Origin of the sequence: Paraburkholderia sp. RAU6.4a, from assembly GCF_050435625.1 — a bacterium.
GTDB lineage: Bacteria > Pseudomonadota > Gammaproteobacteria > Burkholderiales > Burkholderiaceae > Paraburkholderia > Paraburkholderia tuberum.
Genome location: NZ_JBNDKQ010000003.1, coordinates 2551296 through 2572923, shown reverse-complemented (window position 1 = coordinate 2572923; position 21628 = coordinate 2551296). Strand labels below are relative to the sequence as shown.

The window sequence follows — 21628 nt, the reverse complement described above, 5'->3', positions numbered from 1 at the left end:
GCCCTATGCAACCCGAAACGCTTGTCTGACAGGCGCATACGGGTATACTCGGCCATTACAACCGGGCCGTGCGGTGCTAATCTACAGCTGGTCGTACGACGACTTATAACTCGCATTTCGCGGTTTAGCATTGTCGCAGCTTTTCCCGATCCATCGCAGTTCGAGGAGACACCGCATGCCCGCCGTCACGCCTTACGAATCCTTGCCCAACCGCTTCCGGCGCGCGGTGCGCGAGGGAAAAACCCAGATCGGCTGCTGGGCGTCGCTCGCCAGCCCGATCGCCACTGAACTGCTGGGCACGGTCGGCTTCGACTGGATGCTGCTGGACGCCGAACACGCGCCCAACGACGTGCTCACGCTGATCCCGCAGTTGATGGCGCTCAAGGACAGCGGCAGCGCACCGGTCGTCCGACCACCGGCCAACGACAGCGTCGTGATCAAACGTTTTCTCGACAGCGGCTTCTCGAACTTCCTCGTGCCCTTCGTCGACAGCGCCGACGACGCCGCCCGCGCGGTCGCGTCGACACGCTATCCGCCGCAGGGCATTCGCGGCGTGTCGGTCGGCCATCGCGGCAATCGCTACGGCACCGTGTCCGACTACTTCGCGATCGCCGACGACAACGTCTGCGTGATCGCGCAGATCGAAAGCCGCAAGGCGGTCGAGAATATCGACAGCATCCTCGCGGTGGACGGCATCGACGCGGTCTTCATCGGTCCGTCCGACCTCGCGGCGTCGTATGGCCACCTCGGCAATGCGAGCCATCCGGACGTGCAGCAGGCGATCGCGCATGTGGTCGCCCGCGCGCAGGCGGCCGGCAAGTCGAGCGGCATTCTCGCGCCGCTGCAGGCCGACGCGGAACGATATCTGTCGATGGGCGCGCGCGTCGTCGCGGTCTGCGCGGATCTCGGGTTGCTCAAGGGCGCCGCGCAGGCGGCACAGAAACACTTCATGCAGAAACCGGCGGGCGAGGCTTGAACGCGGCCGCCACGACATCTTCGGAGCATTCCATGCAAACAGCAGGCTTTATCGGACTCGGCATCATGGGCAAGCCCATGGCCGCCAACCTTCTGAAAAACGGCGTGTCGCTCGCCGCCTTTACGCGTAGCGGCGTGCCCGCCGAGCTCACGCAGGCCGGCGCCGTCGCATGCGAGAACCCCGCCGCGGTCGCCGCCAACGCGGACGTGATCTTCATCATGGTGCCTGACACGCCGGACGTCGAACGCGTGCTGTTCGGCGAGAACGGCCTCGCGAGCGCGCTGCGCGCCGGCCAGACGGTCGTCGACATGAGCTCGATCTCGCCGATGGCGACCCGCGATTTCGCGGCGCGCGTGCGCGAATCCGGTGCCGATTATCTCGACGCGCCGGTGTCCGGTGGCGAAGTCGGCGCGAAGGCCGGCTCGCTGACCATCATGGTCGGGGGCGAACAGGCCACGTTCGACAGCGTGAAGCCCCTGTTCGACATGATGGGCAAGAACGTCACGCTGATCGGCGCGGTCGGCGCGGGCCAGGTGTGCAAGGTCGCCAACCAGGTGATCGTCGCGGCGACCATCGAGGCGGTCGGCGAAGCGCTGCTGCTCGCGTCGAAGGCGGGTGTCGATGCGGCGCGCGTGCGTGAGGCGCTGATGGGCGGCTTCGCATCGTCGCGCATTCTCGAAGTGCACGGCGAGCGCATGACCAGGCGCACGTTCGATCCGGGCTTCCGCATCGAACTGCACCAGAAGGACCTGAACCTCGCGCTGTCGACCGCGCAGGCGCTCGGCGTGTCGCTGCCGAACACCGCCACCTGCCAGGCGCTGTTCAACGCGTGCGTCGCGCACGGCGGCAAGGCGTGGGACCACTCGGCGATGGTGCGCGCGCTCGAAGTGCTCGCGAATCACGAGATCGGTCAGAAGAGCGCGTAAGCGCGCTGTTGCACGGCGCCACTTCACAGTTGCGATCGGGTTTTCCGTCTGTCCGCATGTGACCGATGGCCGGCTCGATCGCAATTCGTCGTCTGATCAAGAGCGACGCTCTTCTCACGGTCGACCATAACGGCTTCCGCCGCGGCATCGCTCTGAATTGCCGCCTGATCCAGCGCTTCTAACCAGCGTATGACCATCAACGCGTGAGCATGGCTCGCGACCTTTCGTCTCCTCATTAACGGCCGATGCTTTCGCAATTTTATTGCGAGCTACGCGCCCCTCTTGCGGCTGTCAAAGCGTACGGCGTGGGTAGTGGCCGGGCTGCCATGGCATTCGCCCCATGCCCTTGCGCCATCCAATCCAACTAACGTCCGATCGAGCGAACCATCGGGACGCACGGGCTGGCACAAGAATCATCCTTCGCCCATTCCCTCGCTCTGTACCCGGCTGTTAGCTTGATGGCCCCAACAACGACAGAGGAGTCCGGAGTGTCATATAACCAGGATTCGGATGGCGTGCGCGTCGTACTCAGTGCGCCACAACTGGCGGCGGTGCTGACCCGCCAATCGATCAGCCACAGCGAAATGCTTTCCAACCGGCTATGGGGCGGATTGCAACTTGTCGGCGGTCTGCTGGAAATGGTCGGGGCCGGCGCGCTGTGTGTGATGCCAGAACCGACCATGGCAAGCAAGGCCGGATGCGTTGTGTTCGGCGTTCACGGCTCGGACACAGCGGCCGCTGGCTTGCGTCAGATCTGGACGGCGCGAGATACGGCGACGCTAACCCAGCAGGGCACGACGAAACTCGCCGAAGCGATGAATGCCAGTCCCGATATGGCGAACAATATCGGTCTGTGGCTCGATATGGTCGTGCCGTTTGGCTTTGCTGGTTCGATCAAGGCTGTACGGACTTCGCAGATCGTGATGGGCCGGATCAGACTGATGGAGCACGAAGCGAAGGACGGTAGCCGGATCGGCGGGCATACAATCGAAAAGCATGTCGGGCGGACTGAGGCGCAACTGCGCGAGAGGCTGCGCCTGGAACCAAAAAGAGACGTAGTATCGTCGTTTCGGGATTTACCGACGGCGGAATGGGCGATCTCCAAGGTTATGGAATCCAACACACTGAAAATCAGGAGTTGGGCTCAATCAAATCCGAGACATGCGTTAACTCTATTCCATAACGTTGGAAAAACTGTAGGTTATGGAATTAACCGAGAAACCGGGCAAGTAAAGGGTATGAGTATGGTTCAGGTTGTGTTGAAATATGAGAAATACAATGGAATGCCATATTACATTTTGACGTCTTATCTACTGAAATGATGAACGAAGAATCATATCCCCAGTTCTATGTCCTGTTCGGGGGATATCTCAACCAAGACAGCGATCTCTGGGGTGACACTCTGGAGCAGGTTGTATCGTGCTTCAAGGGAGACAGTTCTACAGAAGAAATTGCAGAGACGCTGCGCGAAATAGATAAATATAAAAAAGAAGCAGGCGAAAATCTTGACCAAAAGTTTTACGAAGATTATGGATTTAATTTCCATCCGAAATTGTGGGGATACACTACCGCATCCTTCTTTGACGAATTAAAACGTCTGCTGGGCGACTAATCTGCTTGCCGGCTGCAACGCTCACGGCGCAACGGCGCCATCCTGCAAACGGCCGCAAAACCGACAAAAAAACGGCGCCCACTCATGGGCGCCGCTTCTTTCACCACATCGGCCCACCAAAGCCGAGCGCACTTCGCCTTACTTCGCCGTCACCGCACCGGCCGACGCCCACTTCGGCTCCGGCATCTTTTCCGAACTCCTGGCCATCAGGCAGACCACGACCGCGGCAATCAGATCGAACACCGCCAGCACGACGAACAGCGGGCTATAGCCGATCTGCGTGACGAGCACACCGAACAGCGCGGTGAACGCCGCGGCGCCCAGATATCCAGCCATGCCGCCCATGCCCGTCGCGGTCGCGACCTCGTGCCTGCCGAACATGTCCGACGTGATCGCGTACAGTGCGCCCGACAACGTCTGGTGCGCGAAGCCGCCGACGCACAGCAGCGCCACCGCCATGTACGGGCTCTCGACGAGACCGACGCACGCCGGCCCGATCATCAACAACGCACCGACCACGAACACCATCTTGCGCGACGTGAACAGCGACACCTTCGCGTACTTGTGGAACAGCGGGCTCAGATAACCGCCGAGCACGCAGCCGATGTCGGCGGCGAGGAACGGCATCCACGCGAACATCGCGATTTCCTTCAGGTTCATGTGACGCTCGGTCATCATGTACAACGGAATCCACGCGTTGAACGTTTGCCAGGCCGGCTCGGACAGAATTCGCGGAATACCGATCGCCCAGAAATCGCGGCTCGCCAGCATCGCGCGCCAGTTGCGCTTCGGCGCGTTGATGTCATCGTGATGCTTCGCTTCCTGGCCGCTCAGAATGTAGTCGCGCTCCGCGTTGCCCAGCAGCTTCTGGTTGCGCGGATGCTTGTAGATGATCATCCACAGCACGCTCCATACGATACCCGCCGCGCCGACGATCACGAACGCGAGTTGCCAGCGGCCGTGAAACAGTGCCCACACGACGAGCGGCGGCGCAAGCACCGCGCCAATCGACGAGCCAATGTTGAACCAGCCGATCGCAACCGACCGCTCTTTCGCCGGGAACCACTCGCTGGTTGCCTTCACGCCAGCCGGAATCCCGGCCGATTCGGCGAGACCCAGGATCCCGCGGAACACTGCGAGGCTGCGCCAGCCCGTCGCCCATGCCGCCGCCGCGCACGCCACCGACCACGCCAGCGCGAACACCGCGAAGCCGACCTTGGTGCCGATCGTGTCGAGCACGAAACCGGCGACCGGCTGCATGAACGCATAGCAGAGCTGCCACGCCACGACCACGTGCGAATACTGCTCGGTCGTGATGTTCAGCTCCTTCATCATCGTCGGAGCCGCAACCGACAACGTGTTACGCGCCAGGTAATTGATGATCAGGCCGGCCGCGACCAGCGCGACCATCCACCAGCGAATACCCTTGATCTTCATTGCTGCTACTCCTCGTGTTGCAATGCCCGTCAAACCGAACGGGACTTAAGCCTTGCGCGAATAGTCGATGCCGACGAAGCTACCGCCCTGGTAGCGCTGGCATAGCTCATCGAGCGGATTCGGGCGCGACAGGATGTCTTGCGCGTAGTCCTCGGCGTTCTGCTTCGGCTCGTAGCCAAGGCGCGCGGCGCCGCTGTTGTCCCACCAGCTGCGCGTATTGGCCGACACGCCCCAGATGGTCAGGAAGCCGACGTCTTCCGCTTCGATGCAGCGCTCGAGGAAATGCATCAGGTCCTTGTGGCCGAACCAGGTGCTCAGATGGCGCTGCTCGGTCGGACGCTCGAGGCAGCTGCCGATCCGCACGCACACGCTTTCGATGCCGTGCTTGTCCCAGTACATGCGCGCGAGCGCTTCGCCCCACACCTTCGACAGGCCGTAGAAGCCGTCCGGGCGCAGTTCGCAGTCGAGGCTCAGATGCTCGGTGACCGGATACATGCCGATCGCGTGGTTCGAGCTCGCGAACACGATGCGCTTCACGCCGTTGCGGCGCGCGCCTTCGTAGACTTCGACGAGGCCGCGCAGGTTGTTCTCGATGATCTCGGGCAGCGGACGCTCGACGCTCGTGCCGGCGAAATGGATCAGCACGTCCACGCCGTTCAGCAGACGGTCGACCACCGCCGGATCGCGCAGGTCGCCGTTCATCACGTCTTCGCCGTCGACGAGCGGCGTCAGTACTTTGGAGCCCGCGGCCGAGCGCAACGGCACGCCACGCGCGACGAATTCAGCACGTACCACGGAGCCGAGCTGGCCGCCGGCACCACTCAGGGCAATCTTCTTCATAGGGGTTCCTTTTACTGCGCCGCGCGCGAGGTCTTCAGAGAACAGACAGAGGATCTGAGCGGCCGGCGAATCGCGCTGCGCGCGTCGCATAACACACTCAAGTTGTACGATAACGTACTATCGACGATGGACAAGCGGATTTCAACTCCGCATTTACCCTAAATTACTGCGCGGCGGTTTCGTACCTCTTTAAAAAACAAAGGCATAGGAACGTCGCGTTCGTGCGACATCGTATAACTCAAAGTGGTTTTTTGTTCCAGGAGTGGATTTACCCGACGCCAGCGGGCGCGTGGCGTCCGACGCGAGCGGCGTCCGTATGCCGCCCGCGCCCTCAACAGATCACATCGTTACCTTCGCTCAGGCGCCGATGAATTCGAGCAGATCGGCATTGACCTTGTCGGCCTCCACCGTGCACATGCCGTGCTGGCCGCCCGGATAAACCTTCAGCGTGGCGTTCTTGACGATTTCCGCAGTGCGTCGGCCGGCTGCGTCGATCGGCACGATCTGGTCGTCGTCACCGTGCAGCACCAGGGTCGGCACGTCGATCTTCTTCAGATCTTCGGTGTAGTCGACTTCGGAGAACTGCTCGATGCAGTCATATAGCCCCTTGATCGAACCGGCCATGCCCTGGCGCCAGAATGAATCGATCACGCCCTGCGACACCTTCGCGCCCTCCCGGTTGTAGCCGTAGAACGGCACGGCCAGATCCTTGAAGAATTGCGAGCGATCGTCCGCGACGCCCTTGCGGATGCCGTCGAACACGTCGATCGGCAGGCCGAGCGGATTATCGGCGGTCTTCAGCATCAGCGGCGGCACCGCGCCGATCAGCACAGCCTTCGCGACGCGCCCCGTGCCATGCCGGCCGATGTAATGCGCAACTTCGCCACCGCCTGTCGAATGGCCGACCAGCGTCGCGTCCTGCAGATCGAGATGTTCGATCAGCGCGGCGAGATCGTCGGCGTAGGTGTCCATCTCGTTGCCGTCCCACGGCTGCTCCGAGCGGCCGTGACCGCGCCGGTCGTGCGCGATCACGCGAAAGCCCTTGCTGCCGAGAAACAGCATCTGCGCATCCCACGCATCGGCGGTCAGCGGCCAGCCGTGCGAAAACACGACCGGGCGCTCCATGGCCCCAGTCCTTGTAGAAAATCGAGGTACCGTCTTTCGTCCTGATCGTGCTCATCTGCTGACTCCTTGTCGATGAAGTCTGCCGTCGCCGGCAGGTGGATGAAGCGCAAGCTGCTCACGAAGTATGCGCGCGACGCATGACAGAACGCCGTGCGAATGCGGCAATGAGTCATGACCTATTGAGGAATTCCGCCGCGAAATAACATCAACACCAAACGAATGGCGAACGGATAATGCGCAACGAATACTGAAGAGAAAAAGCTGAAACGGCCACGCGGCAGCGTGCATCGTAGAAGTAAAAAAATCGCCTGACCAGCACGCCCACCGACGAAGTCGGTTTGGATGGATCGATTGTCGGCTGGCGACAGACACCGCCCGCGACCTTGCAGCTCAAGGCTGCGCGAAACGCATTGCTGCAGCGCGGTCGATTGACGCAGCTCACGCGCCAAGGCACACACGGCCACGTATCAGCCGCCAAAAGAAACTTGATATTCAACAACGGCTTGCCTCATCGATAAGCGTATTTCGCATAAAACAAGGCGGTTTTTTGACGCACATCGCATCGCAACACTTTTTGTTTCGATCCCCTACTCTTGCGCCATCTGCCCAGCGCAGTGCGCACCGACATCGGTCGACGCGCGTAAGTCCGCTCACGCGGGCCATCACGCACAACAGGATCATGAACTCCGCACTATCGGCATTCGATCTCGCGCGCATTCAATTCGCGTTCACCGTTTCTTTTCACATCGTTTTCCCCGCGCTCAGCATCGGTCTCGCCAGTTTCATCGCCGTTCTCGAATGGCGTTGGCTGAAAACCGGCAAGGCCTACTACAAAGATCTTTGTCTGTTCTGGTCGAAGATCTTCGCGGTGGCCTTCGGCATGGGCGTCGTCTCCGGTGTCGTGATGAGCTATCAGTTCGGCACCAACTGGTCGGGCTTCTCGAGTTTCGCCGGGCCGATCACCGGTCCGCTGCTGATGTACGAGGTGATGACCGCATTCTTTCTCGAAGCGGGCTTCCTCGGCATCATGCTGTTCGGCTGGCAGCGCGTGAGTCCGCGCGCGCACTTCGGCGCAACGCTGATGGTCGCGATCGGCACGCTGATCTCGACCTTCTGGATTCTCGCGTCCAATAGCTGGATGCAGACGCCGCAGGGCTTCGAAGTCGTCGACGGTCATGTCGTGCCGCTCGACTGGTTCAAGATCATCTTCAATCCGTCGTTCCCCTACCGGCTCGCGCATATGGCGCTCGCGGCGTTCATCGTCGCGGGGCTGGTGGTCGCGGCGGTCGGCGCGTGGCATCTGCTGCGCGGCCGGCGCGATCCCGCCGTCAAGAAGATGTTCTCGATGGCGCTGTGGCTGCTGTTGATCCTCACGCCGATCCAGGCATTCGTCGGCGATCAGCACGGCCTCAATACGCGCAAGTATCAGCCGGCGAAGATCGCGGCGATCGAAGGCTTGTGGGATACCGAAAAAGGCGGTACCGCGCTGAACCTGTTCGGCATCCCCGACATGAAGGCGGAGACCACGCGCTACGCGGTGTCGGTGCCGCACCTCGGCAGCCTGATCCTCACGCATAGCTGGGACGGCGAAATCCGCGGTCTGAAGGAATTTCCGCCGCAGGACCGGCCGGATTCGACCGTCGTGTTCTGGAGCTTCCGCATCATGGCCGGCCTCGGCGTGCTGATGATCGCGATGTCGATCGCGGCCTGGGTGCTGCGCCGGCGCGGGCGCCTGTTCGAAGCGAAGTGGTTCCAGCGGCTGTGCGTCGCGATGGGACCGAGCGGCTTCATCACGCTGCTGGCCGGCTGGGTCACCACCGAAGCGGGCCGTCAACCGTGGGTCGTGTACGGCGTGATGCGCACGTCGCAGGCGGTGTCGCCGCTGACCACGCAGCAGGTCGGTCTGTCGCTGATGACGTTCGTGGCCGTCTACTTCCTCGTGTTCGGCACCGGCATCTACTACATGCTGAAGCTGATGCGCTCCGGTCCCGCGCTGCCTGGCGGCGAGTCGCACGACATGTCCCACGGCCTGCCGCAGCCGACGCCCGCGCAGACCGCGCGCCGCCCGCTGTCCGCCGCCGATCGGATGATCGACGCCGTCTAACCTACGCTTCGAGAGAAAGAAAAAATGGACGTAACCGTCGTATGGGCCGCGATCATCGCGCTGGGTCTTTTCATGTACGTGGTGCTGGACGGCTTCGACCTCGGCATCGGCATCGTCTTTCCGTTCTTCCCCGACGAAAAGGAACGCGACCTGATGATGAACACGGTCGCGCCGGTGTGGGACGGCAACGAAACCTGGCTCGTGCTCGGCGGCGCCGCGCTGTTCGCGGTGTTTCCGGTCGTCTACTCGACCGTGCTGTCGGCGCTCTATCTGCCGCTCGTGTTCATGCTCGTGTGCCTGATCTTTCGCGGCGTGTCGTTCGAGATCCGCGCGAAGTCGCGGCGCACGAAGCATCTGTGGGATCTCGCGTTCATCGGCGGCTCGGCGGGCGCGGCGTTCTTCCAGGGCATCGTGCTCGGCGCGTTCCTGCAAGGCATTCCGGTCGCCGATGGCGCCTATGCCGGCGACGCGTTCGGCTGGCTCACGCCGTTCAGCCTGCTGACGGGCCTCGGACTCGTCGCGACCTACGCGCTGCTCGGCTGCTGCTGGCTCATCGCGAAGACCGAGGGCGATCTGCAGCGACGGCTGCATCGCGTGGTCTGGCCGCTGACGCTGGTGCTGCTCGGCTTCGTCGCGCTCGTGAGCCTGTGGACGCCGCTGATGGATGCGGGCATCGCGCAACGCTGGTTCCATGACGGGATCTTCTACCGTCTGCTGCCGGTGCCGTTCCTCGTCGCGATCTGCGCGTTCTTCATGCATCGCGCGGTGCGCGCGCGCCATCACAACACGCCGTTCGTGCTCGCGCTGGCGATCGTGCTGCTCGGCTATCTCGGGCTGCTCGTGAGTCTGTGGCCGTATGCGATTCCGTCGAGCATCACGCTATGGGAAGCCGCCGCGCCACGCTCGAGCCAGACGTTCACGCTGGCCGGCGCGGCGGTGATCCTGCCGATCATCGTCGCCTATACGACGATGGGTTACTGGGTCTTTCGAGGCAAGGTGCGTCATGGCGACCAACATCACTATCACTGAAACGCGGGGTGCCAGTGCGTCGGCTCCCACCGCCACTGCCGCAACGCCCAGCCGCAAACTGCCGGGCTGGCTCTGGTTCATCGCGCTATGGTGCTTCGGCGTGACCGCGGCGATGTCGCTCGGCTTCGCCTTCAGGCTTCTGATGAATGCGACGCTGTTCGCGGTCAGATAGCGGCGCGCGAACCCGTGTCGATCCGGCGGGCATAACCTTCCGGATCGTGCGCGTCAGCGCTTCAAAAACGGGGCGCGCGGCTCGTCTACGTAGCAAGCCGGAACCTATGCGCGGGAGACCTGCCTTAACATCACGAAGCGCAGCGAACGATGCCGGCAGCCGGCCACGCGCGTCGCAGCTGCGCAGCCTGCAACTGCGGCATGCGCAACGGCGGCAGCCCTCAACGGACAGGCTCGACTCGCGGAGACATCATGAAGTTTCTTGTAGCCGACGACCATGAACTGATCCGGCAAGGCGTCAAAGGCATGCTGCGCGGCTTCGATCCCGACGCCCAGTTCGACGAAGCCGACAGCTGGGAAACCCTTGCGACCGCCGCGCGACCCGACGCGAATCACGATCTCGCGATCGTCGATCTGCATATGCCGGGCATGAGCGGCGCGACGTCGCTCGAAACGCTGCTGAAGGCGAATCCGGCGCTGCCGGTCGTGGTGCTGTCCGCCGAGGAATCGCCCGACGAGATGCGCGCGGTGCTCGCGGCCGGGGCGCTCGGCTTCGTCCCCAAGCGCCAGCCCGCCAGCGTGATGCTGAAGGCGATCGAACTGGTGCTGTCCGGCGGTGCCTATGTGCCGATGGAGGCGCTGAGTCTGCTCGGCTCGCGCGAGACGCAGGCGAGGGCCGATGCGGATGGATCGGCACGTGTGCCGGCCCCGGGCGCCGCCGCGCAAGCCGTCCGCGGGCCGGGCCCCGGCACCGTCCCGCAGCTCGAACCGGTCACGCAGGTACCGTCGCTGCAGCCGCATCAGCAGCATCTGCTGGAGAACCTGTCACCACGTCAGCAGGACATCATGCGGCTCGTGCATCGCGGCTGGACCAACAAGATGATCGCGCGCGATCTCGGCGTCGCCGAAGGCACGGTGAAGGTGCATCTGTCGGTGATCTTTCGGGCGCTTGGTGTGCATAACCGGTCGACGGCGATCGCCGTAATCAATGGATGGCTGGAGGCCGGGAAGACGTTGTAGCGCTTTGTGCTGCGCCGCAAGCCCAACCCGTCTTGGTTTCCAGCCTCTAAGGCTGCGTTTCGCTTTGCGCGCCTGAGCCCGCTTCGGCTTGCGGCGAGCCGGCCGCGGCGGGCGACGGCGGTGGGTCGTCCGGCGCTCCGCCCCCCAACACCACTGCACCCGCCGGCCGCCCCTGATCGAGCTCCGCCTGCTGCCACAGCATTTCCAGCGTGCGCCGCAAGCGCGCCGGCGTCACCGGCTTGTGCAGCACCGGAATCCCCTGCAACGCGAGCGCCGTCAGCTCCGCGGAGGCCATATCGCCGGTGATCAGCAGCGTCACCACATTGCCGTGCCCCTCCCGCGCAAGCACGCCCCGTATCGCGCTCAGCGCCTGCGCGCCGGTGCGGTGATTGGCGAGCTGGTAGTCGCACAGCACCGCGTCGGGCACGAAGCCGTCCGCGAGCGCGGCGAGCGCGCCGGCTTCGTCGCGCGCGCCGCGCACGTCGCAGCCCCAGCGCTCGAGCAGACTCGCGAGGCCTTCGAGTATCGACGGCTCGTCGTCGATGCACAGCACGCGCCGCCCCTGCGCGGCCGGGCCGCCCGCGACCGAATCGTTCAGACTCGCGACGATGCCGCTCGCGTCACCCGCCTGCACCGCAAAGCGGAACACCGAGCCGCGCCCCGGCGCCGAGCGCAGCTGCAACTCGCCGCCGAGCAGGCCGACGAGTCGCCTGACGGTCGGCAGCCCGAGCCCATGCCCCTGACGCGCGTCGCGCTGCGGATTCTCGACCTGGTAAAACTCCTCGAAAATGCGCTCGTGCTCTTGCGGCGCCATGCCGACGCCCGAATCGCGCACCTCGATATAGCCGCCCTTCTGTCGCCCCGCGCGCCGGAAGCCGAGCCAGATCGCGCCTTGCTCCGTATAACGCACCGCGTTCGACAGCAGATTGCTCAACACGCGTTCGAGCAGCACCGGATCGTCGTAGACGACCATCGTCGTAGGCGCGATGCGCAGCGCGAGCCCCTTCGCCGCGGCCTGCGGACGATACTGGCTACCGACCCGTTCGAACAGTTCGGAGAGCCGGAAGTGCAACCGGATCACCTGGGTCACGCCGCTTTCGAGCCGCGCGAGATCGAGCACCTGGTTGAACAGCTGATTGAGCGCCTCGACGTTATAGACGATGTGCCCGGCCGTCTTCGCGTGCTGCGCGGGCGTCGCCGCCGGATCGTTCAGAGATGCCGCAAGCAGGCCGATTGCATGCAGCGGCTGACGCAGATCGTGGCTTGCCGCCGCGAAAAAGCGCGTCTTCGCGAGACTCGCTTCTTCGGCGACGCGCTTTTGCGCGGCCAGCGATTCCGCGAGGTATTGCTGATCGACACGCGCCTGCACGACCTGGCGAAACAGCTTGCGATAGCTCATCGCGTAGACGTTGATCGCGCAGAAGAAGAACGCGAGCACGATCGCGAGAATCGTGCGATCGAACGTATGCGAGCCGAAATGCAGCACGATCGACGGCAGCAGCAGAAACGGAATCGAGGTCGAAAAATTGAGGAGATCGAACCCATTCGACATGAACACGCCGGCCGCGAGCGTCACCAGCAGTACGGTATGCAATAACGGCAGATCGGTTTGCGGACTCTGGAACGCGAACCACACCGCGAAGCCCGGCCCGCTATAGAGGAGCACGCCGCGCAGCGCGTGCAGATAGATCCAGTCGCGCGGCGAGACGAGCTGCGGATAGCGGCGATTGCAAATCCACAGCGCCAGGCCCGCGCAATTGGCGAGCGCATAAAAAACGAAGCACGCGATAAACAGCGGCGGGGCCGGCACATGCGGCCAGTAGATCGCCACCAGCACCGCGATCGAAAACCAGTGCGAAAAGAACGCGATCGGATCCTGCGCGTAGAGCACGCGCACGAGGTCTTCGTCGATGGCACGCTGGATCGGGTCGGCCCGCATGGGGCGGTCTCCTCTGTCGATCGGCGTGAGCGCTTTAGCGCTTACGCCGATCCCACGCAGCTTTATCGCGCGGGCATGGCAACTTCGTTGAGACGAAACACTGACGAAGCGGCGGCGCTCCGGCACTTCGTGGCAACCGCGGGTCGAATCGGGCGACCGAATGCGCCGCCCGCGCGGTCTATTCTACGGCGGAATGCCCGCTCTTCAGACGAATCGTCAGCAATCCACCGGAAGGTTTACCCGGCAGTTTACCATCGCGAGTTTTTATGTCGCGTCGCACCAATTTTAAAGACACTAAGCTGTTGATTAAAAACAAATAACATGTTTACCGTTTTACTCCTGCCTTCTATACACTGCCCCGACATAACGGTTCGCTGTGGGGGAATGCTGTGGGGGAATTGACCGAAAAATCTACTGGCCGTACTCACGCCGATAGACCAAGGACGCGTCCTCCGGGATGGCAATGGAGTCGCAGGAAAGGTTCACGTGTCCGCAACCGGCGCGATCAGTGTGCACTTCCGCTATCGCTATCGGTTCGACGGGCAACAGAAGGAAGTGGCGCTGGGTGCCTGGCCCCGTGACACATTGAACGCCATTCGCGAAAAACATCAAGCCATCAAGCTTCGTGTCTCACTTGGCGCTGATCCCAACGGCCAAAAACAAGCAGTACGCCAGCAGATCACGCTCGAGCGGGCATTGGAAAAACGGCTGCTTGCAGAGCATACGGCCCGCGTCGAACAGGAACAGATTACGAGGTCCACCTTCCGCCAGCTCTGCGACGCATGGCTGGAACACGGGGTCAACCGGAAATGCAAGAAGCGGCTCAAGCTCACGTTCGAGAAAAACATCCTGCCGTCACTCGGGGAGAAACGTGTACACGATGTAAGTGATTCGATCCTCCTTGAAGTGCTGCAAGCGATCATCTCATCGGGTCGTAAGCCGACCGCACTCGCTCACTTTGGCGAGCTGCACCACATGTTCAAATGGGGCAAGCGCCGCAAGCCGTGGCGTGACCTCATCGATGTGCTGCCTACCGAACTGATCGATCTGGACCGCCTGTTCGGCAAGGGGTACGTCTCCTTGCGGACACGGACCCTCTCCGAAGACGAAGTGCGTGACCTCAATTTGAAGGTCGCGGCAACCCGTGAGACTCCCGACCGGGAAACGTGGGGTCGCGTGCGGCACACTCCGCTGGGCGAGGACACTGAGGCTGCAATATGGATCTATCGACGCGCAAGCGGAACATGGATCGCAAACCATCTCCACTGTGGGATTCGCTCGTACTCTCCGGGGGTGGCTGGACACCTCACGATCTGCGACGCACCGGCGCAACTTTCATGCAATCGCTCGGCATCTCCCCTGTCGTGATCGAGCGGTGTCTAAACCACGTCGCGCCACAGCGGGATCGACAGGAGGTCAATCCGAAACTGGTGCGCGTCTACCAGCAGTACGGCTACGCCAACGAAATGTGCGATGCCTGGCAACGCCTGGGGCACTACCTCGGCACACTACTGTCAACGCCTGTTGATAGCTTCGACGTCGAAACGCTGCTACTCGATCACACCCTGTGATTTCTGGTTACCGATTGGCTTCCAGCCAAGGCGAAGCGACATCCAAGGTAATCAGGTAACGCTCTAAGTCCGGATGAGAATCTGTCCGGAAACAACGGACGTTCAGGCCAAGCTGATATTTGTCGCCCGCCTGCCAATAGCCAGTAGGGGCCGCGCATCCGCGTACCTTAGCTCGCACAGTCGGCGTGTCCTCAAGGGGCGGGGAGTCTTCAACCAGAATCTGCCGCCAGCCGCCTCGACGAAGCTGCTCCTCCAAGTCCAAGACAATCGCCATCGTCTCGTCGAGCGGCAAGATCGTGACCTGTGGTGACATCCGAACGGAATCGACCTTACCGTGCTCGTCGTAGCTCACAGCCATGAACTTTGCAACAGGGGTCGAGAACCCGTACTGAGGATCGGTAAAACGCAGCCTAGCCGGACGGTTGATTACGCCGCCCCAATTCGCGCCCGGCTCGGCGGCCGGCAGGGTCGAGCGCGATTGCTGGCGCACCTGTTCGTAAGGCTCCCCGATCGTCAGTAGAACTTCATCAGCAGGTCTAGTCACCGCGTAGATACCCCCTACGATAGTGCAGCCAATCACCAAGCACCCCAGATACACGAGCCGTCTGATTTTTTTACGCGACATAGCTATCTCGGATGCGCAACTAGAAAGATGGAATTCTCGACCATGTGCTTCTCTGTCGGGTTGCGCAATAGGTCGTCAAACCGCTGGGCTGCGCGCATTACGAACGCCATCCGCTGACCAGGATCGGCAAGGTTGGCGAGCGGCTGCTTACTGAAAATTTCAATTTGGGCGTTCGCTCCCGTTACAGTGCACTGGTTCGCAAGCGTCAACTGAATCTCGCGTGCCGAGCTAGTCGGAATGTTTAACGCCCATGCGAACTGATTAGCCCGCATCAGCATCGCAAACATCGGATCGTTGTACATAGCCGGCTGCAAGATATTGACCTGTTCATGCCATGCCAGCCGTTCAACACCTTTCGTGATGTTACCGGCATCAATTGCCTCAAAGCCTGAACGGTTTCAAGTTGCGGCTCGCCGAAAGGCACTTTATCCGCAATCGGCCATACGACCGAGCCACGCAGCGCCGCGCGCTCCTTGAGACACCGCTTGAACCGCTGGAGCCCAAATCGTTTATAGAACATGTGCAGCGGCCAGATGTCGAGGAACAAGGCCGTATTGCCCTTGGCGAGCATCTGATACACCTTGGTCGCGCCTTCGCCGGTTGCCTGATCCGGCACAGGCATGCGCGGCGATCCATATGGCGACAGCCTTTCCAGAGGCGAGCTTTGCCGTTCCCATTGTTGATAGGCGTTGCGCTGCTGATTGGACTTGTGAATCAACTCGGCAGCGTTCAACAACCCGCAACCTACCTGCTTCGACGCGAACGCAGCAAGCCCGGCCCACTGGATGCGATGATCATCAAGCCACAACTGTGCATAGGCGGCGTTGATACGGCGGTTGCGTGCAATCGGATCGTCTACGGCGACGATGGCTTCGGCCTGCTTCTGATAGAAGCGCCAGCAGTCGATACAGTCCTGCTTGTCATCTTCCGCTCGCTTTTTTGCGGCGGCCTCTTCCTCCTTCCAGTTGGGGTAACAGATCGGACATCTCGGGTTTTCACATCCCTGTCTAGCCATGCTCGCCAGCCTTTCCTTTTGTTATTTGAGTCGTACAACGAACATTCATGCGAATACCCTACAACAAGTTACTTGTCTACAAGACCGGTTCGACTTAACAAAAAATCACAATTAAGTTGTCAGTGACGGCAGTCAGGGCAGTCATCCCAATCCTCGCCGTGAGAACAGGTTTCCGGTTGCATGGCAAGCAATCCCCGGATTCTGTACACGATCCGGTTTGGCTCGTATTCGTTCATCGTGCTCGCGTAACACACAACCGCGTCGAGATGCGGCTCGATGGCGCGCAGCAGTTCCAGCGCTATTTACTGAGAAATTCAGGTTCTTCGCCTGACTAGCTATCGCCGTAAGCGCCTGATGTCCAAGGGTTTTCTGCGCGCGCTTAAAAATCAGGCTGGTTTACCCGGCGGTTTACCCATCGGCTAACACTTAATCCATATAGGCGACGGCCTTGCCGCGAACCATACTGCATTCACGTTTCAGCGCGGCATTTCAGCCACCTTCCCTCGACTCGCGGCCCACGCGCCGCGGCTCGCCGCGCTCCCTGCCAACCGACGGAGGTTTTCCATGGGCGCAGTCCCGAGCTACGAGTTCGCCCGCCAACTCGACGACGCGATCCTCCCCGATCTGTGGCGCAGGCGCACCCGGCTCTCAGCGGACGAAATGGTGTCGATGGTCGACCTGGTCAAGCGCGCGTTGCGGACCTACCACCCGCTCGAATTGCAGGCGCTCGGCGAGGACAAGGAAGAACTGGTCGCTCAGTTCATCTACGCGAAGGTGTTGCGCCTCGCGCCCGGCCACACCGAAACTAACGCGCGCGCCGACAGCGCACCGTCCAACAGCTACGCGGTATGCGCGTATTTCCGCCGCTATCTGATCGACTGCCTGCGCAGCGCGTGCCATCAGCGCAATGTGTCGATGGAGACCGAGGGCGTCGCGCAGGAAATCGATCTGCACGCGCACGCGCTCGAAGACCCGGTGGAAAGCGTGCTGCTGCAATACGGCCTCGACGAACAGCGCGTGCGGCGCGCGGCGCGCGAGTTCATCGAAGGGCTCGACGAACCCGAGCGGATCGTGCTGGCCGGCAGCCTCGGCTGGTGCTCCGAAGGCAAAGGCGGGCTTTCGGCGGTCGCGGCTCGGCATCGGGTGCCCTCTTATCACTATCGCGCCGTCAAACTCGGCGTCACCATGAAAAAGACGGCCGGCGCCGAGGAATTTTCCAACACCAAGCTCGGCCGCTGGCTCACCGACGCGCTCGGCATCGAGATCGACGTCGACAATCGCGCGGCGATTCTGGTTGCGCTGAATCTGCTCGCGGCGGAATCGAGCGATAGCGAATTCAATGAAGTGGCCGCGTAATAGTTCGGATAACCAACAGGCCACATAAGAAGCGCGATAAGTGCGCATGCCCGTACGGCCGGGTACACCCGGCAACGGCCGGCCGGGCGTGCCGCCCTGAACCTCGCACGCTACGACTTCGGCGCGCCCTCCACGGCGCGCTTTTTTTGCGCCGATATTCCGCCTACGATAAAAAAGCTCCCGCAGCACGCCGTCTTTGTTCCGAAGTCGAGCTTCCGTTCCCCGCATTCGATTACAGACGAGGTGGTCCTGATGAACCGCTTATCGAGCGCGCCGACGGCGCTGCAACGGCATTACGAGGTGGTCGTGATCGGCTCGGGCTACGGCGGCGCGATCGCCGCGAGCCGCATGGCGCGCGCGGGCCGTCGCGTGTGCGTGCTCGAGCGCGGCCGCGAATTCATGGCCGGCGAGTATCCGCGCACGCCCGTGCAGGGCGCCGAGCAGATCCAGTACAACACGGCCGAGGCGCAGATCGGTTCGCCGGTCGCGCTGATCGAAGTGCACGTGAACGAAGACGTCAACGCGGTGGTGGGCTGTGGGCTCGGCGGGACGTCGCTGATCAATGCGAACGTCGCGCTCGAGGCCGATCCGCGCCTGTGGGACGACCCGCGCTGGCCGGCCGCGCTGCGCGCCGACCAAGCCGGACGCGACGACGGCTATGCGCTCGCCTGGAAAATGCTGTCACCGTCGCCGGTGCCCGACGACTTCCCGCCGCTGCCGAAGCTGCAGGCGCTCGAAAAATCGGCGCAGGCGCTCGGCATGGCCGACCGCTTCAGCCGTCCGCCGATCACGGTCACGTTCAAGGACGGCCCGAACGCGGCGGGCGTCGAGCAGCAGCGCTGCGTCGGTTGCGGCGATTGCAACTCCGGTTGCAACTACGACGCGAAGAATTCGACCCACATGAACTATCTGCCCGACGCGGTCGCCCACGGCGCGCAGATTTTCACCGGCACGGCCGTGCATTCGGTGCTGCGCGATCCCGACACGCAGCAATGGAAGGTCAACTTCCAGCTCGTGAAGCTCGGCCGCGAAAGCTACGACGCGCCCGATCTGTTCGTGCTGGCCGATATCGTCATCGTCGCGGCGGGCACGATCGGCTCGACCGCGCTGCTGCTGCGCTCGCGCGACGCGGGCTTGAGCACGTCGGAGATGCTCGGCCAGCATTTCACCGGCAACGGCGACGTGCTCGCCTTCGCGTACAACACCAGGGACACGATCAACGGCGTCGGCTGGGGCGAGCACAAGCCGGGGCAGATTCCGCCGGTCGGGCCGACCATCACCGGCCTGATCGACAATCGCGCCGACGAGAAAAACGTCAGGGATGGCTATGTGATCGAGGAAGGCTCGCTGGCCGGTGCGGTCGGCGAGGCGCTCGTCGGCATGCTCGGCGCGGTCGCGCCGCTCGAAGGCGTGGATGCGGCTGGGGCCCCGTCGCTGCTCGAGCGCATGAGTTATGACGCGCGTGCGCTCGAAAGCCTGATCCGCGGCCCGTACCACGGTGCGCTGAATCACACGCAAAGCTACCTCGTGATGGCGCACGACGACGAAAGCGGCCGCATCACAGTCGGCGACAAAGGCCGTGCGCGCATCGAATGGAAAAACGCGGGACGCCAGCCGATTTTCCAGAGCATCGAGAACGTGCTGATCGAGGCGACCAAACCGCTCGGCGGCAAATATCTGCGCAACCCGATTTCGACGAAGATCGCCGGCCGGCACACCGTCACCGTGCATCCGCTCGGCGGCTGCGGCATGGGCGAGGACGCCGCGCATGGCGTGGTCGATCATCTGGGCCGCGTGTTCAGCGGCACGGTCGGCATCGCGGTGCACGACGGCCTCTACGTGATGGACGGCGCGGTGATGCCGATGTCGCTCGGCGTCAATCCGCTCCTGACCATCTCCGCGCTCGCAGAGCGCAATTGCGCGCTGCTGGCCAAAGCGCACGACTGGTCGATCGACTACATGTCGAAGGGCACCGCCGCCGCGCCGCCCGCACAGAAGATCGGCCTGCGCTTCACCGAGACGATGGTCGGCACCTACACGCCCAGCGTGGCGGGCGAAGCCGCGAAGAGCGCGATCGAATTCACGCTGACGGTCGAGTCCGACGATCTCGCCGACATGCTGAGCAACCCGAATCACCTCGCGCGCACCGCCGGCACACTGACCTGCCCCGCCCTGTCCGCCCAACCGCTGACGATCAGCGACGGCACGTTCAACCTGTTCGTCGTCGACGAATCCGACCTCGACGAACGCAACATGAACTACCGGATGACGCTCGACGCGGTCGAAGGCAACACCTGGTATCTGACCGGCAAGAAGATCATCACGCGCACGTCGCCGATCAACCTGTGGGAGCAGACCAACACGCTGTATGCGGAGATTCGCGCCGCGGCGCAGGACGATGCGCCCATCGTCGGCACCGCGACGCTGATCATCACGCCCGAAAACTTCCTGAAGCAGCAGCGCACGCTCGAAGTCACACACGCGCCCGACCTGAAGACGCGCCTCGAATGGACGCTGAAGTTCGGCAAGTTCTTCGCGGGCGTGCTGTTTACCGAATACGGCGGCGTGGCCGCGCCGCTGCAGTTCTACGATCCGTACATACCGCCGCGCGCGAAACGCACGCTGCGCGCGCCGGCGCCGCAGGTCACGTACTTCGACACACCCCGACCGCACGCGGCTCAAGCTCACGCGCTACTGCGGTCCGGCCGCGGGCAAAGCCGCGAAGCCGATCCTGCTGATCCACGGCTCGGGCGTATCGAGCCGCATCTTCTCGACCGATCTGATACCGACCAACCTCGTCGAATATCTGTACGCGTCGGGCTACGACGTGTGGCTCGTCGATCTGCGCGTCAGCATCGAACTGCCGAGCGTGCTCGTGCCGACCAACGTCGACAAAGTCGCGCGCGAGGACATTCCCGCCGCCGTCGCGAAGATTCGCGAAGTGACCGGCGCGCCGAACATTCAGGTACTCGGCCACTGCCTGGGCGGCCTCGCGCTCAGCATGTCGCTTCTCCATGGACTCGACGGCGTGCGCTCGGCGGTGATTTCGCAGGTGTCCGCGCATCCGGTGCCGGGCACGTTGCAACGGATCAAGGCCGGCTTGCATATTCCCGACCTGATGCAGCATCTGCGCATACGCGACCTCACCGCCTATACGCAGGAAGATTCGTGGCCCGCGAACCTGTTCGACGAAGCGCTGCGTCTCTATCCGCTCGATCACGGCGAGGGCTGCGGCAATCCGATCTGTCATCGCGCGACGTTCCTGTATGGCCTGCTCTACGAGCACGACAAGCTGAACGAGGCGCTGCATGCGAACCTGCAGGAACTGTTCGGCATTCACGACATGGCCGTGTTCCAGCATCTGGCCACGATGGTGCGCGCGGGCCAGGTCGTCGATGCGCGCGGCGACGACGTGTATCTGACCGGCGCGGACGGCATGAAAGGACTCGAGGGCATGCGTTTGCCGATCGGCTTCATTCACGGCGAGAAGAACGAAACCTATCTGCCGGTCAGCACCGCGCGCACTTACGAGCTGCTGCGCAAGCGCTTCCCCGAGCAGCCGTACGAGCGGCATCTGATCCCGGGGTATGGGCATATCGACTGCATCTTCGGCAAGAACGCGGCGGTCGATGTTTATCCGTTGATCGTCGGCTATCTGAATGCGCATTGACACGGCTGCATTGCCGATGCGCCACGCATTCGGACAATAAAGCCAGGCATAAAACAAGAGATTTTGATAGAAGCCGGCGTGTCGCAATATTGCGTGGATTCGTTCGACCATTATCTCAAAATCACGAGGCGCGATTAATACGTTAGTATCGACCCTCTCGTAAAGCCGAGGCGCAAAGTTCAGGGCTACACGCTTACGGATGGATCGAGGTA

The 21628-nt window shown here is 62.5% G+C and carries 17 protein-coding genes and 3 pseudogenes; 12 read left to right on the top strand and 8 right to left on the bottom strand.

Translation table 11 applies throughout. The features are described from left to right. Nucleotides 1-175: 175 nt before the first annotated feature. Nucleotides 176-976, top strand: a complete 801-nt coding sequence (gene garL / locus OKW40_RS36455; protein ID WP_429493776.1) for a 2-dehydro-3-deoxyglucarate aldolase — start codon at nt 176-178, stop codon at nt 974-976. After that, entirely contained in the window at nt 973-1902 is a 930-nt protein-coding gene (locus OKW40_RS36450) for a 2-hydroxy-3-oxopropionate reductase (protein WP_260321425.1), read from the top strand. Before garL ends, OKW40_RS36450 begins: the two co-directional genes overlap by 4 nt. A gap of 28 nt (nt 1903-1930) precedes the next feature. Here the strand turns inward: OKW40_RS36450 and OKW40_RS36445 are convergent. Next, nucleotides 1931-2115: pseudogene (locus OKW40_RS36445) on the bottom strand (IS5/IS1182 family transposase); the annotation flags it as partial. 275 nt (nt 2116-2390) lie between these two features. On the opposite strand from OKW40_RS36445, the gene OKW40_RS36440 reads away from it, so the two are divergent. Further along, the gene (locus OKW40_RS36440; RefSeq protein WP_184067047.1) at nt 2391-3224 is read left to right on the top strand and encodes an RNase A-like domain-containing protein; all 834 of its coding nucleotides are present in this window, start codon (nt 2391-2393) and stop codon (nt 3222-3224) included. Next, nucleotides 3224-3514, top strand: coding sequence for a contact-dependent growth inhibition system immunity protein (locus OKW40_RS36435; protein ID WP_260321424.1), 291 nt, complete (start codon nt 3224-3226; stop codon nt 3512-3514). Before OKW40_RS36440 ends, OKW40_RS36435 begins: the two co-directional genes overlap by 1 nt. 138 nt (nt 3515-3652) lie before the next feature. On the opposite strand, the gene OKW40_RS36430 is transcribed toward OKW40_RS36435, so the two are convergent. The 3 genes and pseudogenes from OKW40_RS36430 to OKW40_RS36420 form a co-directional block, all read right to left on the bottom strand. Further along, nucleotides 3653-4951, bottom strand: a complete 1299-nt coding sequence (locus tag OKW40_RS36430; protein ID WP_429493775.1) for an MFS transporter — start codon at nt 4949-4951, stop codon at nt 3653-3655. Nucleotides 4952-4996: 45 nt separating this feature from the next. Next, nucleotides 4997-5791, bottom strand: a complete 795-nt coding sequence (locus OKW40_RS36425; protein ID WP_184067005.1) for an NAD-dependent epimerase/dehydratase family protein — start codon at nt 5789-5791, stop codon at nt 4997-4999. Between the two features lie 357 nt (nt 5792-6148). After that, nucleotides 6149-6971: pseudogene (locus tag OKW40_RS36420) on the bottom strand (alpha/beta fold hydrolase). 624 nt (nt 6972-7595) lie between these two features. On the opposite strand from OKW40_RS36420, the gene OKW40_RS36415 reads away from it, so the two are divergent. The 4 genes from OKW40_RS36415 (at nt 7596) to OKW40_RS36400 (ending at nt 11240) form a co-directional block, all read left to right on the top strand. Next, entirely contained in the window at nt 7596-9020 is a 1425-nt protein-coding gene (locus tag OKW40_RS36415) for a cytochrome ubiquinol oxidase subunit I (RefSeq protein ID WP_184067000.1), read from the top strand. A 24-nt stretch (nt 9021-9044) separates the two neighbouring features. After that, complete coding sequence (gene cydB / locus OKW40_RS36410) at nt 9045-10049, top strand: cytochrome d ubiquinol oxidase subunit II (RefSeq protein ID WP_429493774.1); 1005 nt, start codon at nt 9045-9047, stop codon at nt 10047-10049. After that, nucleotides 10024-10221: a hypothetical protein gene (locus tag OKW40_RS36405; RefSeq protein ID WP_090806107.1), complete on the top strand. Its 198-nt coding sequence runs from the start codon at nt 10024-10026 to the stop codon at nt 10219-10221. The genes cydB and OKW40_RS36405 overlap by 26 nt, the downstream gene beginning before the upstream one ends. Before the next feature lie 251 nt (nt 10222-10472). After that, the gene (locus OKW40_RS36400) at nt 10473-11240 is read left to right on the top strand and encodes a response regulator (RefSeq protein WP_429365324.1); all 768 of its coding nucleotides are present in this window, start codon (nt 10473-10475) and stop codon (nt 11238-11240) included. Between the two features lie 46 nt (nt 11241-11286). Here the strand turns inward: OKW40_RS36400 and OKW40_RS36395 are convergent, their stop codons facing one another. Next, nucleotides 11287-13179: a hybrid sensor histidine kinase/response regulator gene (locus OKW40_RS36395; protein WP_429493773.1), complete on the bottom strand. Its 1893-nt coding sequence runs from the start codon at nt 13177-13179 to the stop codon at nt 11287-11289. A gap of 414 nt (nt 13180-13593) precedes the next feature. Here OKW40_RS36395 and OKW40_RS36390 point away from each other — a divergent pair, with 414 nt between their 5' ends. Next, nucleotides 13594-14547: an integrase arm-type DNA-binding domain-containing protein gene (locus OKW40_RS36390; protein ID WP_429494002.1), complete on the top strand. Its 954-nt coding sequence runs from the start codon at nt 13594-13596 to the stop codon at nt 14545-14547. Further along, on the top strand, nt 14517-14750 hold the full coding sequence (locus OKW40_RS36385) for a hypothetical protein (RefSeq protein ID WP_184066977.1): 234 nt from the start codon (nt 14517-14519) through the stop codon (nt 14748-14750). Before OKW40_RS36390 ends, OKW40_RS36385 begins: the two co-directional genes overlap by 31 nt. 7 nt (nt 14751-14757) lie before the next feature. Here the strand turns inward: OKW40_RS36385 and OKW40_RS36380 are convergent, their stop codons facing one another. From OKW40_RS36380 to OKW40_RS36370, 3 genes are read right to left on the bottom strand one after another with little or no spacing between them, the layout of a single operon-like run. Beyond that, complete coding sequence (locus OKW40_RS36380) at nt 14758-15375, bottom strand: flagellar biosynthesis sigma factor (protein ID WP_429493772.1); 618 nt, start codon at nt 15373-15375, stop codon at nt 14758-14760. 2 nt (nt 15376-15377) lie between these two features. Next, a complete protein-coding gene (locus OKW40_RS36375; RefSeq protein WP_429494001.1) occupies nt 15378-15716 on the bottom strand; it encodes a DUF2515 family protein in 339 nt (112 codons plus the stop codon). Continuing rightward, nucleotides 15647-16390 carry a DUF2515 family protein gene (locus tag OKW40_RS36370; RefSeq protein ID WP_429493771.1) on the bottom strand — a complete coding sequence of 248 codons (744 nt, stop codon included), beginning with the start codon at nt 16388-16390 and terminating at the stop codon, nt 15647-15649. The genes OKW40_RS36375 and OKW40_RS36370 overlap by 70 nt, the downstream gene beginning before the upstream one ends. A gap of 564 nt (nt 16391-16954) precedes the next feature. On the opposite strand from OKW40_RS36370, the gene OKW40_RS36365 reads away from it, so the two are divergent. Together OKW40_RS36365 and OKW40_RS36360 are read left to right on the top strand one after the other, a co-directional pair. Next, entirely contained in the window at nt 16955-17746 is a 792-nt protein-coding gene (locus OKW40_RS36365) for a hypothetical protein (RefSeq protein ID WP_429403257.1), read from the top strand. Between the two features lie 252 nt (nt 17747-17998). Then, nucleotides 17999-21416 (top strand): annotated as a pseudogene (locus tag OKW40_RS36360) (alpha/beta fold hydrolase). Nucleotides 21417-21628: the final 212 nt, after the last annotated feature.

Excerpts from the sequence above, each read along its gene's own strand:
- garL (WP_429493776.1), top strand. The coding sequence starts at position 176 with ATGCCCGCCGTCACGCCTTACGAATCCTTGCCCAACCGCTTCCGGCGC.
- OKW40_RS36435 (WP_260321424.1), top strand. The coding sequence starts at position 3,224 with ATGAACGAAGAATCATATCCCCAGTTCTATGTCCTGTTCGGGGGATAT.
- OKW40_RS36430 (WP_429493775.1), bottom strand. The coding sequence starts at position 4,951 with ATGAAGATCAAGGGTATTCGCTGGTGGATGGTCGCGCTGGTCGCGGCC.
- OKW40_RS36425 (WP_184067005.1), bottom strand. The coding sequence starts at position 5,791 with ATGAAGAAGATTGCCCTGAGTGGTGCCGGCGGCCAGCTCGGCTCCGTG.
- OKW40_RS36415 (WP_184067000.1), top strand. The coding sequence starts at position 7,596 with ATGAACTCCGCACTATCGGCATTCGATCTCGCGCGCATTCAATTCGCG.
- cydB (WP_429493774.1), top strand. The coding sequence starts at position 9,045 with ATGGACGTAACCGTCGTATGGGCCGCGATCATCGCGCTGGGTCTTTTC.
- OKW40_RS36405 (WP_090806107.1), top strand. The coding sequence starts at position 10,024 with ATGGCGACCAACATCACTATCACTGAAACGCGGGGTGCCAGTGCGTCG.
- OKW40_RS36400 (WP_429365324.1), top strand. The coding sequence starts at position 10,473 with ATGAAGTTTCTTGTAGCCGACGACCATGAACTGATCCGGCAAGGCGTC.
- OKW40_RS36395 (WP_429493773.1), bottom strand. The coding sequence starts at position 13,179 with ATGCGGGCCGACCCGATCCAGCGTGCCATCGACGAAGACCTCGTGCGC.
- OKW40_RS36385 (WP_184066977.1), top strand. The coding sequence starts at position 14,517 with ATGCAATCGCTCGGCATCTCCCCTGTCGTGATCGAGCGGTGTCTAAAC.
- OKW40_RS36380 (WP_429493772.1), bottom strand. The coding sequence starts at position 15,375 with ATGTCGCGTAAAAAAATCAGACGGCTCGTGTATCTGGGGTGCTTGGTG.
- OKW40_RS36370 (WP_429493771.1), bottom strand. The coding sequence starts at position 16,390 with ATGGCTAGACAGGGATGTGAAAACCCGAGATGTCCGATCTGTTACCCC.
- OKW40_RS36365 (WP_429403257.1), top strand. The coding sequence starts at position 16,955 with ATGGGCGCAGTCCCGAGCTACGAGTTCGCCCGCCAACTCGACGACGCG.